The sequence below is a fragment of the Xylanibacter rarus genome (assembly GCF_001275135.1).
Taxonomy (GTDB): domain Bacteria; phylum Bacteroidota; class Bacteroidia; order Bacteroidales; family Bacteroidaceae; genus Prevotella; species Prevotella rara.
Window position 1 is genome coordinate 53,231 of sequence record NZ_LFQU01000008.1, and the last position, 13,845, is coordinate 67,075.

The window sequence follows — 13,845 nt, forward strand, 5'->3', positions numbered from 1 at the left end:
AAGATATGCGTCTTTTCCTTTAGTTAAGTATTGCTCGTAAATAATGATGCAGATTGTAATAGTTTGGAAATGGCTGACAGCGCATAGGCAATGACTCAAAAATACATGTTCTTTTAAACAAAAAGAGCAAGTCTTTCAATATTAAAATGTAAAATCATTATATATTGACAGACTTGCCTTATGTTTAATTCTATTATGCCTGCAGCTCTTTCTTTAAGAATCGAGGAGTAAAGCCTTTCGTACTTTCTGCCACTTCTTCCGGTGTGCCTGTAGCCAATACAGTACCTCCGTTGCGTCCACCTTCTGGTCCCATATCTATTATATAGTCAGCCAGCTTTATTACGTCAAGGTTGTGCTCAATAATAATGACTGTGTTGCCGCGGTCGACCAGCTCCTGAAGTACGTTCATCAGTATGCGTATATCTTCAAAATGCAGACCTGTTGTTGGTTCATCAAGGATATACAGCGTCTTGCCCGTGTCACGTTTGCTCAATTCTGTTGCCAGTTTCACTCGTTGGCTTTCACCTCCGCTAAGCGTCGTTGAGGGCTGTCCGAGTTTAATGTACCCAAGTCCTACATCCTGTATTGTTTTTATTTTTCGTAAAATATCAGGAATGTTTTCGAAGAATTCTACAGCCTGATTTATGGTCATGTCAAGTACGTCTGCTATGCTCTTGCCTTTATATCTCACTTCAAGAGTTTCCCTGTTGTATCTTTTTCCGTGGCATACTTCACATGGTACCATTATGTCCGGCAGAAATCTCATTTCTATTGTCTTATATCCGTTGCCGCCACAGGCTTCACATCTACCGCCTTTTACGTTAAATGAGAATCTGCCAGGCTTGTAGCCTCTTATCTTTGCTTCTGGAAGATTTACGAAAAGTGAGCGTATGTCACTAAACACACCTGTATATGTTGCCGGGTTTGAACGTGGTGTCCTTCCGAGCGGACTTTGGTCTACATTCACCACCTTATCTATATGCTCAATGCCTTCAATGCTCTTGTATGGCATTGGCTTTTTGAGCGAACGATAGAAGTGTTGGCTCAGTATAGGTTGCAACGTTTCATTAATTAATGTTGATTTGCCGCTTCCGCTCACTCCGGTAACGACAATGAGCTTGCCGAGAGGAAATTCGGCATCAATATTCTTAAGGTTGTTTCCAGATGCACCTTTTAATATTATATATTTTCCGTTGCCTTTACGTCTTTCAGCAGGAACTTCTATTTTCATCTCTCCATTGAGATATTGGCTAGTAATGGTGTGCTGTTTCAGCATTTCATCAGGCTTACCCTGAAATACAACCTCTCCGCCTTTGCGTCCTGCCTTTGGACCTATGTCTACAATATAGTCTGCACTGAGCATCATGTCTTTGTCGTGTTCAACAACAATAACAGTATTGCCAAGGTCGCGTAGTTCTTTCAGTGATTTTATAAGTCTGTCATTATCACGTTGGTGCAATCCAATACTAGGTTCGTCCAATATGTAAAGTACGTTCACAAGTTGCGACCCGATTTGTGTTGCCAGTCTTATTCGCTGGCTCTCTCCACCGGAAAGCGTTGCTGATTGTCTATTGAGTGACAAATAGTCGAGTCCAACTTCAAGCATGAAGTCGATTCTTGTTATAATTTCTTTAATGATTTCCGAGGCAATTTTTGTTTGTCTTTCGTTCAGATGCCTTTTTGCTTCGATAAGCCATTCTTTGAGTTCACTTATGTCAAGGTTTGCCACTTCAGATATATTCTTGTCCCATATTTTGTATGAAAGCGACTCGCGTTTTAGTCTTTGTCCGTTGCATTCTGGACATTGGCATACCGTCTGAAACTGATCGGCCCATTTCTGACCGCTTGCGCTGTCGTCATTTTCGATGACATTGTGAAGATATTTTATAATGCCGTCGAAGTCAACGAAATAGTCGCTTGATGTATGGACAAGTTCTTTTCTTATGCGTACGGGTTCAAGTGAGCCATATAATATCTCGTTCATGGCTTCTTCTTGAATCTCATTTATTGGCGTGTTAAGGTCGCAGCCGTATTTCTCAAGAATTGCATCAATTTGCCAGAATATCATTTGGTTTTTATACTTTCCTAGCGGAATTATGCCTCCTTGTTTTATTGACAGCTTCATGTCCGGCATAATTTTGTTGATGTCAATCTCGTTTACATAGCCGAGCCCTTTGCAGCGCGGGCATGCGCCTTCGGGTGAGTTGAATGAGAATTTATTAGGGGCTGGATCTCCGTAGGACATACCTGTAGTGGGACACATTAGCCTTTTGCTGTAATATTTTGCTTCATTTGTGTCTTTTTCCATAATCATGAGCAGCCCATCTCCTTGCTTCATTGCTGCTGCAACGCTCTTTTTCAGCCGTTCGTCGTCTTTGTCCTGTACTTGCAGTTTGTCTATGACAACCTCGATGTTGTGGTTCTTGTACCTGTCAGTTTTCATTCCTCTGACAATTTCTTTCACCTCACCATCTACTCTGATATGCAAGTATCCTTTTTTGCGCATGCTTTCAAACAGTTCGCGATAGTGACCTTTACGGTTGCGTACAAGAGGAGCCAATATGAAAATCTTCTTTCCGTCGTATTTTGTATGGATCATCTTCAGCACGTCTTCTTCCGTATATTTCACCATTTCTTCACCCGTTGCATAACTGTATGCAATACCTGCACGTGCATACAGCAGGCGCAGATAGTCATATATTTCTGTTGTCGTTCCTACAGTAGATCTTGGGTTCTTGTTTGTAGTTTTCTGCTCGATGCTTATTACCGGACTTAATCCAGTAATTTTGTCAACGTCAGGACGTTCCATTCCGCCAAGGAAGTTGCGTGCATAGGCAGAAAACGTTTCGATATACCGTCTTTGGCCTTCAGCGTATATGGTGTCGAAGGCAAGTGATGACTTGCCTGAACCGCTAAGTCCGGTTATAACAGTAAGACTGTTACGCGGAATTTCTACGTTTATGTTTTTAAGATTGTGTACGCGTGCTCCCCACACGTTTATCTTTTCATCTTCTCTATCCATTTCTAATTTGACTCTTTGATGTACAATTCTGGATACTTTATTCTGTTGTTGATGTTCCTGATTCTTCTGTGTATCCACGTAACAAATTGACGTCTCTTCTTATATTAAATGTGCGTCCGTCAGCTCCTTTTGCTTTTACTAAAACAAAGTAGACACCCTGTTTTACGTCTTTCCCATTATATTTTCCGTCCCATCCTCCGGCAGGATCGTCCCATTCATACAGCTTTTGTCCCCAGCGGTTAAATATGTATGCATGGAATTCAATAATAGACTGATATCCGTCTTTGGCCTTATATATATCATTTATGCCGTCTCCGTTAGGTGAAAATGCATTTGGCATTTCTAGTTTGCTCTCGCTTATCGTAACGCGCATTGGCCCTATTTCATCCCAATATTCTTGAGTATATGCTATTGTGTCATTTCCATTGATGAAGGTTGCATATACTACGATATTGTGAGTGCCTGCTTTTGTAAAAGTATATTCAGTGTTTTCCTCATATCTTGTCAGATATGGTGTACTTTCTCCGTCAATGGTGAACCTCCATTCATAATTGGCACTATATTCACCTACATTTTGTGGATTAGCCTGAAAGCGCCCTACTAGTGGAGCATTTCCGGACATATTAGAGTTTTCCTCTTCTCCTTCATCAGTTACATAAGTGGCTGTAGGGCTGATTGTCGGTATTTCGTCGTAAGTGTCTGCCTTTATGTTTATGGCAGTTATGAGTGTTGCTACGCAACTGAATAAAAGTATGATTCTCATTTCTTCAAAATATATTTATGCAAATTTACGTAATAAAGTTGATTTAGACGCTCTTTTTTTGTATTTTTGCACACAAAAGTTTGGTAAGGCTTTGCACGGCATGACCAATTATATATGTCTGCTTGGTAGTGGCATTGGTGTTTAGTCTTTATCAACATTGGATTAAATAAGATACCAAATTAAATAAATATGAGGCATTTTTCACGATATATCGTGCTGTTTCTAGTTTTTTTTGCAGCATTCGATATGTTTGCACAAAACAAGGACGTGCAGGATATGCACAAGGTTAAACGTAGTGAAACAATTTTTGGAATTGCCCGTAAATATGGCATTACGGTGAGTGAACTTATTAAGGCTAATCCGGAAATGAATGATCCGAATTACGAGCTTAAAAAAGGTGATTATATCATTATACCAAAGTCTGGTAAGTCGGTAGTTTCTAAGTCTGTAAATACATCTGATAAGGCCATAAAGACATCATCAAAGTCTGTCAAAGTTGGAGTATTGTTGCCGCTGCACAATGTTGATGGTGATGGACGTCGTATGTTGGAATATTATCGTGGCCTGCTTATGGCTTGTGATGACTTGAAGAAGGAAGGATTGTCGATAGAAATTAATGCGTGCAATTTGCCGATAGATGGAAACGTTTATCAAACATTATCTACGGCAGGACTTAATAAGGCTGATGTTATTTTTGGACCGCTTTATACGAAACAGGTAAAGCCTATTGCCGATTTTGCCAAGGATAATGGGGCAAAGCTGGTTATACCATTTTCTATTAATGGCAATGATGTCGCATCAAATTCTAACATTTTTCAGGTTTATCAGTCTCCTGAATATTTTTATAATGAAGTTATTAAGCATTTCGTTTATCGTTTCAGTAACTATCATGTTGTTGTTATCGACTGTAACGACCGCACAAGTGATAAGGGGGTGTTTACATTCGGACTGCGTAAAGAACTTGAAGCTAGGAACATTTCATGTAATGTGACAAATTTGAATTCCAGCGATGCAATGTTTGCCAAATCATTCAGTGCAGTAAAGCCAAATATGGTAATATTGAATACAGGACGTTCACCTGAACTAAATCAGGTTTTGGAAAGGTTGGATGCACTTACTGGTGAGCATCCTTCGTTGGCAGTTTCATTGTTTGGATATACAGAATGGCTAATGTATGTGAAATACAACCAGGAAAAGTTTTTTAAGTATGATACATATATCCCGACAGCAGCATATTACAACTCTTATTCAACCAAGGTAAAGACTTTGGAAAACAGATATATGCGTTGGTTTAAGAGCAGTATGATGGATTATCTGCCACGTTTTGCCCTTACTGGTTATGATCATGGCATGTTCTTCCTGCGTGGTATATATAACAATGGAAAGAAGTTTAATGGAAGTACTGCTGATAAAAATGCAGTACAAACACCATTGCATTTTACCAAACTTGGTTCTGGTGGATATCAGAATGCCGGTTTTATGTTTGTCCATTACAATCGTAATAATACGATATCACTTATCAATTTTTGACAGAAAAGATGCGTAGATTATTAATATCGGCTGTGTTTTCTTTGTTGGTGTCTGGAGCATATGCCCAGATAGGATTGTATCGTAATGATATGAGTATCGGTGTAAACGGAGGATATGTTTTGAGTAATGTCGGTTTTAATCCGAAAGTAAATCAGACATATCATGGAGGTTTTACCGGGGGCGTGTCTTTTAGATATGTTTGTGAAAAGTATTTCAGTACAATCTGTGCTTTGCAGGCGGAAGTAAACTTCGCCCAGATTGGATGGAAGGAGGAAATACTCGATGCAAATGACGCTCCTGTAATAAACCCTGTTACAGGTGTGGCTGAGCAATATAGCCGAACAATGAATTATGTGCAGATACCGATATTTGCTCATTTAGGGTGGGGACGTGAGGATAAAGGCTTTCAGTTCTTTTTTCAAGCTGGTCCGCAGCTGGGTTTCTGTCTAAGTGAATCAACCAAGATGAATTTTAATTTTGAGGACATAAACCTAGATGATCGTGTTAACCATACGGTTGCTCAAGATACAATGGCTGTAGAGAATAAATTTGACTATGGTATAGCAGCCGGACTTGGAGTTGAGTATTCTCATCCTAAAGTTGGTCATTTCCAGTTGGAAGCACGTTATTATTATGGCCTGGGCAATATCTATGGTGATTCAAAGAAAGATTATTTTGGCAAGTCAAACTTTGGTAATATAATTGTTAAGCTTACTTATTTGTTTGATATTATTAGGACGAAGAAGTAGTTGATTGCTTTTGTCTTTAAAACAAGTAAGTCTTAATTGAAAATAAAAGAAGCGGCAGGTGAGAATCATTTCACCTGCCGCTTCTTATTTCTTGTTATTTATAATAGCACCGATTATTTAGAATACTTTTCTATCATTGCTTGTGCTTGAACATGCCCCAGCTCTTTGGCCTTTTCTAAGTTTGACATTCCGTTGCCCTTATCTCCTTTATTTATCTGTGCTAACCCTAATATCAGATAACCGTCTGCATATTCAGGTGCAAGCTCAATACATTTTGTTGCAGTTTTTATAGCGTCATCCATCATGTTTACTCTTAGTTCCAATGATGCTTTTTCTGCATAATATGTTGGTTCTTTCGGGGCAAGCATAATAGCTGTTGATATATCTATCAAAGCTTGTTGGTAAAGTTTTGCTTTTACTTCTGCTTGTTCACGTATATAATAGAAATTAGCATTTACATTTCCGTTTACCAGAATTTCGTAGCGTGTGTAGTCAAAGACAGCTTGTCTGAAGCTGTCTGTCGTAATATAAGCTTCCGCACGTGCCAAGAAATACGGAGCTGCTTCTCTAAGTCTTAAAGTGTCTGTTGTTGTTATGGCACTGTCAAGCAGCGCTATAACCTCTTTCATTGGGGCTTTAAGCATTTGTTTGCATTGTGATGCGTTATAGAATAATTCCGGGTTTCTTATTGATGTCTTTGTCAGGTCCATGAACATGTCATAGGCTTTCTGATATTCGCCCTTTGCATATGTTATGAGTGCCTGTTGGTGCTGATATGATGGCTGAGGATTTATTGCATATGCTTTATTAATTTCCTCAAAAGCCTTGTCCAGATTCCAGGCCGCGTATGGTATGTCGCTTTTATAAACTTCTTTGTTGTATATTATTTTGCTGTAATTATAGTGAGCCTCATCTTTGTTTTCAACCTTCTTGATGGCCGTTTCCATTTCTTTTTCAGCACTTTCAAAGTCATTTGCGTCAAGATATATTTGTGCTTGAGCTGTATAGCCGTCAACAGAAGTAGGGTATTGGTTTATGAAATCGCTGACTATAGCCGCATGTTTTATTGAGTCATTCGCTTGTGCCGCCATCATGAGTGTCAGAAGAGCCTGGCTCTTGTCTGTCGGCAATGATGGAGGTATGCCTATCTTTTTCATGGTTTCATCTTCAACAGAAAGTCCTGTTGTCTGCAGTTCGGTAATAAACTTTGCGTCTGTTGCGTGTATGTCTGTTGATGTCGTAGACGGTTGCATTATTCCAATAACTTGTCCTTCAGAATTAACAAAAGGGCAGGCATTTGTGTTTTCCGGAACAGCAAGTGAGAATATATAATATGAGTATTTATCCATAAACGTTTCTACGTTTTTTACAGTTGCAGCTGTTATTGTCGGTGATTTTTCTGCATATGATACAAGCCATGCCTGTGAGCCAGAAGCAGATGCAGATTGTGCAACATTCAGTGGAATAGTTTTGCCGCTGACCTTAAATTTTGCAACGTCATATATATCATTGACGCCCATTATTCTTTCTACATTCATTTCGCGTCCTTTGCTGTCTGTAACAATAGCTTTAGATGCTCCAATAAATGGCTTAAGGTCACTTATTGCTTCACCATTATTGCCGACAAACACACCATGGCTTGTTGAAAGAACAGTTCCATCTGCGTTGTATGTTGTTAGTTTGAATACGGATTTTGCCGCATTCTTTACGGCTGAAGGCTGTGCTTTGCTGTTGCCGCATACACAAAGTATGATTAATGTTAAAATAACTCCTATCTGTTTCATCGTTTATAATGTTTTTAATAATTCTTTGGCATTGTTTATGGCTGCATCAGAAATTTCAGAGCCACTGAGCATCTGTGCGATTTCTTTTGTGCGTTCGTCCTTGCTTAAAATGAGCATGCGACTGCTCGTGCCATGTTCTGTTTCTTCCTTAAACACTTTATAATGAGTGGTTCCTTTTGCTGCAATCTGTGGCAAATGAGTAATGCTTATGACCTGACGGTTGGCTTTTCCCATTTCCTGCATTATATCACCCATCTTTTCTGCAATTTTCCCGCTAACTCCGGTGTCTATTTCATCGAATATTATTGTAGGCAGTTTCACAGCACCGCTTATCATTGCTTTAAGTGACAACATAACTCTTGCAATTTCACCTCCGGATGCAACCTGTGCTACAGGTTGTACAGGTGTGCTGGTATTGGCACTGAATAAGAATGATATCCGGTCGTGGCCATCCTCACTGATATTTTTGTTTTCGATTTTTATAGAGAATCTTACGTTAGGTATTCCTAAGGGTATGAGCCTGTTACGCATTTCCTGCTCAATCACTTTCGATGCTTTTGTCCTTATTTCTGTCAGTTTAGATGCTATGGCTTCACACTCCTTAAGTAAACGTGCTTCTTCTGATTTAAGCTTATCTAACTCTTCATCACTGTTGTCGATATTACTTATCTGTTTCTCCAGATTATTTTGTATATTAATGAGATCCGCAATATTGGACACATGATATTTTTGTTCAAGAGAATAGATTTTGTCAAGCTGACTGTTTATCTGTTCAAGTCTTGAGGGATCGAATTCGATATTGTCGGCTTCTGAATTTATTTCGTCAGATATATCTTTCAGTTCTATAAAACAGCTTTCCAACCTGTCTGAAATAGAACTGATTTCAGGATATATGCTTGTTATGCCGATAATGGAGCGCGATGCTTCCTTCACTTTATCAAGTACATTATTGTCTGATTCATATGAGTTTAGTGAAGTTCCGGCTGAATAGAGCGCTGTCTTTATCTCTTCTACGTGACTTAATTTTTCGCTTTCCCGCTCGAGCTCTTCCTGCATGCCGTCTTTCAGTTCTGCTTCTGTGAGCTCTTTTAGCTGAAAACGGATGTAGTCTTCATTTTTTTTATTTTCTTCAATTTCTTTGCATAGTCTGTCTACGGCTTTCTTTGCATCTTTATATGCATTGAAATGTTCCTTGTATTTTATAAGGAGTTCTCTGTCCTTGGCTATAATGTCGACTACGTTTAGCTGGAAATCTTCTTCGTTCAGCAAGAGGTTTTGATGCTGACTGTGTATGTCTATAAGCTGTTGTCCCAAAGTGCGCATTAGGTTTAATGCAACGGGGGTGTCATTAATGAAAGAACGTGTCTTTCCTGATGAGTTCAGTTCTCTTCTTAATATACAGTCGGTATCGTCAAAGTCGATATTGTTTTCTGTGAAAAAGTCCTGCATGTTATATCGGCTTATGTCGAAATGAGCCTCAATAACACATTTTGAACTATTTGATTTTATGCTTTTCACGTCTGCACGCTGTCCTAGAAGCAGATTTATCGCTCCTAAGATAATACTTTTTCCGGCTCCGGTTTCACCTGTAATGACCGAAAAGCCAGGATTGAAATGTATGTCAAGTGTATCAATCAGCGTAAAGTTCCTAATATATAACTGTTTCAGCATTTTATATTGAAATGAAATATATTATTTTATTTTTTATTTTCTCCCAATAACTGTTTTGCGAAGCATTTATAGAAAATAGAATCTCATAAACTGATTCTTTTCTTTTTGTGTGCCTTTACCGTTATATATGTTTGCCAACTCATCTTTTTTGTAGTCCGTCCATATTTGCGGCAAGGTGCTCAAAGGTTTGTCTTCGTGTGCTTTTTTCAGATTTGTCTCGATTGTTGTTGTGATGTTTGTTCTTCCTCTTTCTACATTGTTGGCCATTTCGTCAAGGCCGCTGCGGTAATAGTCATATTGCAGCTGTCTGAAAGGTTTCATCGCTCCTTCCATGTAGTCATTAATGAATGCAAAGCGGTTTCTGTCATTCTCAAAAGCCTTCCATCCTGTAAAATTCAGATTCTGTGCATTATTTACAAGATTAAGGCATCTTTGCAGAATGTCCTCGCCACCCATAGGCGAGAAACTGTCAAGGTTCATACCTATGATCAGATATGCGTAATAGGCAATAAGTGCTGTCAGTTGGTTGTCTATCTGTTCTTCGTTGAAGTTTAATTGGTCAAACTGTGCAAATTCAAAGTTAAAGTCGCCGTCTTTATTATTATATAAGGTTGAATTATATGCTGAGTTGTATACAGGCCTGTTGGCTTGAATTAGTGCCGTACATGTAAATAAATTTGATGATGCGTCGTATTTCGTCACAGTTATATTGAAGTTGCATATTATTCTTTCATTTTTCTGAAACTGCAACGATGTCCATTGTTTGTCATTGATGAACTGTTCCAGGGTTTGCTGCAGATTGTCGAAGACACTTGCATCAGTGCCTTGAATCTGATTATGGTTTATTGTTACTTTAGCCAGTAACTCCTGAGCATTTGTGCCTGCTGTGATAAACAACCAACTTATTATAAGTAATAGCAACCTCATTTTGCCTGTTATGATTATGACCTGTTTTTTTCAGTGAAAAGTTTTGTTAATTCATCAATGATATCTGCAGCAACGTACTTTTTGTTTTTCTTTTCAAATGTTTTTATTTCATTCTTTGTTATGATTTCAATTTGGTTATCATTGCTGCGGAATGTCGTTCCTTCATTGCGCGTTGAGTTTAATACGATAAAGTCGAGATTCTTCCTTTCCAGTTTACTTTTGGCATTAATTTCTTCATTGTTTGTTTCCAATGCGAAGCCAACTAAAATCTGTTCATCAGTCTTTATACGTCCTAGTTCTGCTGCAATGTCATTTGTTGGGCATAGCTGTATGTTAAGATTATCTTTTTCGCGCTTAATTTTATTTTCTGCGATAGATATAGGACGAAAGTCGGCTACAGCTGCACACAATATTGCGGCGTGGCAATCTTTAAACTCTGTGACGGCTGCATTATACATCTCGTTACAGCTTTCTACATTGATGCGTTTTATCTTTTTAGAGCATTCAATACCAACAGGTCCGCTTATTAATGTTACCTCAGCACCGCGTCTGCGGCATTCTTCTGCCATGGCAAATCCCATTTTCCCGCTAGAGTAGTTGCCGACAAATCTTACCGGGTCTATCTTTTCATAAGTCGGACCGGCTGTTATCATTATTTTTTTCCCCTTCAGCGTATCTTTGTTTTCATCAAAGAATTCATCAAGATATCTTACAATTTCTTCCGGCTCCTCCATTCTTCCCTTGCCTTCCAGGCCGCTTGCAAGGAAGCCGCTTTGCGGCTCAATGATGATATTACCATATGACTGCAGACGCTTGATATTTTGTCGTGTTGAAGGGTGTGCGAACATGTCAAGGTCCATTGCCGGAGCGACAAACACAGGTGCTTTCATCGATAAGTATGTCGTTATAAGCATGTTGTCTGCTATTCCGTTGGCCATTTTTCCTATTGTACTTGCCGTGCATGGAGCAATCAGCATGGCATCGGCCCAAAGACCAATGTCAACGTGTGAGTTCCATGTGCCGTCACGTTGAGAGAAAAATTCGCTGATGACAGGCTTATGCGTAAGTGCAGATAATGTTATTGGTGTTATGAATTCCTTTCCTGCCGGAGTTATAACGGTCTGCACCTCAGCACCTTGTTTTATAAGTCCTCTGATTATGAGGCATGCTTTATATGCTGCAATACTGCCTGTTATGCCAAGTACAATTTTCTTACCTTTCAACATGTTGTATTTATATATGATATTGTGTTATTTTATTTCTTACCCTAGAGTTTATCGCTTGTTGAATTCTCTTAGGCGTATTCGTGTAAGCACTTGCTTCGTGTTGTATGTGAAGTCGCTGCTGAGCATCCAGCTGAAATATCCCGGGTCGCGGTTTAGTACTTCTGCAACACTCCATCCTTTGTATTTGCCAAAATTGAAAACTTCCTGCATACGTGGATTGCCGTCAGAATCTGTAAGGACATTTCCGTTGGCATCCTTCATTTCTTTCCAAATGATACGTCCGGCGAAATCAACGTTATTGTTGAGCTTTGAGAATTCTGCAAGCTCGTTCATGTCGTTGTTTAGCTGACGTTCAGGCTCTTCCTGTTTTCCGGGGGCATACATGTCGAGCTCTCCTTGCAGCACTCTGTAGGTAGCCTCAGTATCCTGATCAGCTTTATGAGCCACAAAGTCGTCTTCCATCTTTCTGCCGCAATAGAATTTATATGCTGCTGCCAGATTTCGACGTTCCATCTTGTGGAATATTGTCTGAACGTCAATCAGATTACATTTTGAAAAGTCAAAGTCGATGCCTGCGCGCAGAAATTCCTCGGCAAGCATAGGCACGTCAAAATGGTTTGAGTTGAATCCGGCAAAGTCACATCCTTGAAACTTGTTTGCCAAATCTGTTGCAAGCATCTTGAATGTAGGAGCATTTGCTACGTCTGCATCTGTAATGCCTGTAATGTCCACAACTTCCTGCGGAATACTTCTTTCGGGGTTTACAAACTGGTTTGAGCGTTCCTCCTTACCGTCAGGATACACCTTAATATAAGAAATCTGTATAATTCTGTCTTTAACAAGATCAAGCCCTGTTGTCTCCAGGTCGAAGACAATCAGGGGCTTTGTAAGATTTAATTTCATTCTTCTGATTAATCGTTTAATAACATGGGCATGATAAGCATCAGTATATCTTCATTTTCAGGCTGTTCTGCCGGAAGTATCAGGCAGGGGCGACTTGGGTCTGCCAACTTTAATACAACCTCTTCACAGTCAAGATGGCTTAATATTTCCATCAGTGAAGTACCCTTGAAGCCGATGTCCATTATGTTGCCGTTGTAGTCGCATACAATCTCTTCTTGTGCGCTTGTGTAGAAGTCAACATCTTCTGATGATATAACTACTTTGCCCATTTCGATATGCAGTCTTATCTGTTGGCTGCTGTCGCTTGCGAATGGTAGAACACGCTTTAAAACTCCTATAAGTACAAGTCTGTCTATCGTAAGCTGGTTAGGATTGTCTTGTGGTATTACGGAGTTGTAGTTCGGGTAGCGTCCTTCAATCAGGCGGCAAGATAACGTTCCGTCTGAGAATATGATGTTTGCATTGCGGTCATCAAATCTGATTATTATGTCATCATCATTTTTCTGCAGCACATTTTTTAATAATGTTGCAGGTTTCTTGGGCAAGATGAATGACAGCGGATTGTCTGACTTTATGTTCTTGCTCTTTGTTTTTACGAGTTTATGTCCGTCGCTGGCAACTATTGCCAATGTGTCTTGGCTCAGGTCGAAAAAGATACCATTCATCACCGGGCGCAGCTCTTCGTTGGCGGTTGCGAATATCGAGCGTGAAATATCGTTGTTAAGTGTTTTAGAGTCGATTATTATTGACGTCGCATTTTCGGGGAGTGACTGGAACTTTGGAAACTCTTCACCGCTCTGTCCTGTAAAGTTGTATACACCATTCTGATATATCACCTTTATTGCAAATGTCGTCATGTCAACATCCAGTGTCAGTGGCTGTTCCGGCAACTCCTTTACGGCATCTAAAATAGTTTGGTTGTTGACTGCGAACACACCGCTGTCACATGTTTCGTCGAGTTGTATGTTCGTTGTCATAATGTTTTCGCTGTCTGATGCAGTTATTGTCAGATGATTGCCGTTTACCTCAAATAAGTAGCAATCCAATATAGGCAATGAATTTTTACTGCTGAACACTTTTGATAAAGCCGATAGGCGGCTGGCTAAAGCCGTGCTTGATATTGTAAGTCTCATTATTTAATATTATTATTCGTTTTATCTGCGTAATTAATAGGACACAAAAATACAAAAAAGCAAACTCTAAAACAAAAAAACGTGTAAAAATTTCTTTATTTACGAGTATTTTAGTAATTTCGCAATTCAAAAAATAG

At 39.4% G+C, this 13,845-nt stretch carries 9 protein-coding genes and 1 pseudogene; 2 read left to right on the forward strand and 8 right to left on the reverse strand.

The genetic code is table 11. From position 1 onward, the window contains the following. Positions 1 to 193 precede the first annotated feature (193 nt). Together uvrA and ACU52_RS05795 are read right to left on the reverse strand one after the other, a co-directional pair. Positions 194 to 3,022, reverse strand: coding sequence for an excinuclease ABC subunit UvrA (uvrA, locus tag ACU52_RS05790; protein ID WP_053398095.1), 2,829 nt, complete (start codon positions 3,020 to 3,022; stop codon positions 194 to 196). Positions 3,023 to 3,059: 37 nt separating this feature from the next. Beyond that, positions 3,060 to 3,785 carry a T9SS type B sorting domain-containing protein gene (locus ACU52_RS05795; protein ID WP_021854620.1) on the reverse strand — a complete coding sequence of 242 codons (726 nt, stop codon included), beginning with the start codon at positions 3,783 to 3,785 and terminating at the stop codon, positions 3,060 to 3,062. Positions 3,786 to 4,061: 276 nt separating this feature from the next. On the opposite strand from ACU52_RS05795, the gene ACU52_RS05800 reads away from it, so the two are divergent. Together ACU52_RS05800 and ACU52_RS05805 are read left to right on the forward strand one after the other, a co-directional pair. After that, positions 4,062 to 5,315 (forward strand): amino acid ABC transporter substrate-binding protein, encoded by a 1,254-nt coding sequence (locus ACU52_RS05800; protein ID WP_239684878.1) that lies wholly within the window; start codon positions 4,062 to 4,064, stop codon positions 5,313 to 5,315. Positions 5,316 to 5,323: 8 nt separating this feature from the next. Further along, the gene (locus ACU52_RS05805) at positions 5,324 to 6,064 is read left to right on the forward strand and encodes a porin family protein (protein ID WP_021854618.1); all 741 of its coding nucleotides are present in this window, start codon (positions 5,324 to 5,326) and stop codon (positions 6,062 to 6,064) included. Positions 6,065 to 6,177: 113 nt separating this feature from the next. Here the strand turns inward: ACU52_RS05805 and ACU52_RS05810 are convergent, their stop codons facing one another. From ACU52_RS05810 to dnaN, 6 genes and pseudogenes are all read right to left on the reverse strand, one after another. Further along, complete coding sequence (locus ACU52_RS05810) at positions 6,178 to 7,848, reverse strand: tetratricopeptide repeat protein (RefSeq protein ID WP_053398097.1); 1,671 nt, start codon at positions 7,846 to 7,848, stop codon at positions 6,178 to 6,180. 3 nt (positions 7,849 to 7,851) lie between these two features. After that, positions 7,852 to 9,519 (reverse strand): DNA repair protein RecN, encoded by a 1,668-nt coding sequence (gene recN, locus ACU52_RS05815; RefSeq protein ID WP_053398098.1) that lies wholly within the window; start codon positions 9,517 to 9,519, stop codon positions 7,852 to 7,854. Position 9,520: 1 nt separating this feature from the next. Continuing rightward, positions 9,521 to 10,446 (reverse strand): annotated as a pseudogene (gene porD, locus ACU52_RS05820) (type IX secretion system protein PorD). Positions 10,447 to 10,460: 14 nt separating this feature from the next. Further along, entirely contained in the window at positions 10,461 to 11,672 is a 1,212-nt protein-coding gene (gene coaBC, locus ACU52_RS05825; RefSeq protein WP_053398099.1) for a bifunctional phosphopantothenoylcysteine decarboxylase/phosphopantothenate--cysteine ligase CoaBC, read from the reverse strand. Between the two features lie 48 nt (positions 11,673 to 11,720). Then, positions 11,721 to 12,575 (reverse strand): 3'-5' exonuclease, encoded by an 855-nt coding sequence (locus tag ACU52_RS05830; RefSeq protein ID WP_053398100.1) that lies wholly within the window; start codon positions 12,573 to 12,575, stop codon positions 11,721 to 11,723. A gap of 8 nt (positions 12,576 to 12,583) precedes the next feature. Beyond that, positions 12,584 to 13,708 carry a DNA polymerase III subunit beta gene (gene dnaN, locus ACU52_RS05835; protein ID WP_053398101.1) on the reverse strand — a complete coding sequence of 375 codons (1,125 nt, stop codon included), beginning with the start codon at positions 13,706 to 13,708 and terminating at the stop codon, positions 12,584 to 12,586. Between the last annotated feature and the right edge of the window lie 137 nt (positions 13,709 to 13,845).

Excerpts from the sequence above, each read along its gene's own strand:
- uvrA (WP_053398095.1), bottom strand. The coding sequence starts at position 3,022 with ATGGATAGAGAAGATGAAAAGATAAACGTGTGGGGAGCACGCGTACAC.
- ACU52_RS05795 (WP_021854620.1), bottom strand. The coding sequence starts at position 3,785 with ATGAGAATCATACTTTTATTCAGTTGCGTAGCAACACTCATAACTGCC.
- ACU52_RS05800 (WP_239684878.1), top strand. The coding sequence starts at position 4,062 with ATGCACAAGGTTAAACGTAGTGAAACAATTTTTGGAATTGCCCGTAAA.
- ACU52_RS05805 (WP_021854618.1), top strand. The coding sequence starts at position 5,324 with ATGCGTAGATTATTAATATCGGCTGTGTTTTCTTTGTTGGTGTCTGGA.
- ACU52_RS05810 (WP_053398097.1), bottom strand. The coding sequence starts at position 7,848 with ATGAAACAGATAGGAGTTATTTTAACATTAATCATACTTTGTGTATGC.
- recN (WP_053398098.1), bottom strand. The coding sequence starts at position 9,519 with ATGCTGAAACAGTTATATATTAGGAACTTTACGCTGATTGATACACTT.
- coaBC (WP_053398099.1), bottom strand. The coding sequence starts at position 11,672 with ATGTTGAAAGGTAAGAAAATTGTACTTGGCATAACAGGCAGTATTGCA.
- ACU52_RS05830 (WP_053398100.1), bottom strand. The coding sequence starts at position 12,575 with ATGAAATTAAATCTTACAAAGCCCCTGATTGTCTTCGACCTGGAGACA.
- dnaN (WP_053398101.1), bottom strand. The coding sequence starts at position 13,708 with ATGAGACTTACAATATCAAGCACGGCTTTAGCCAGCCGCCTATCGGCT.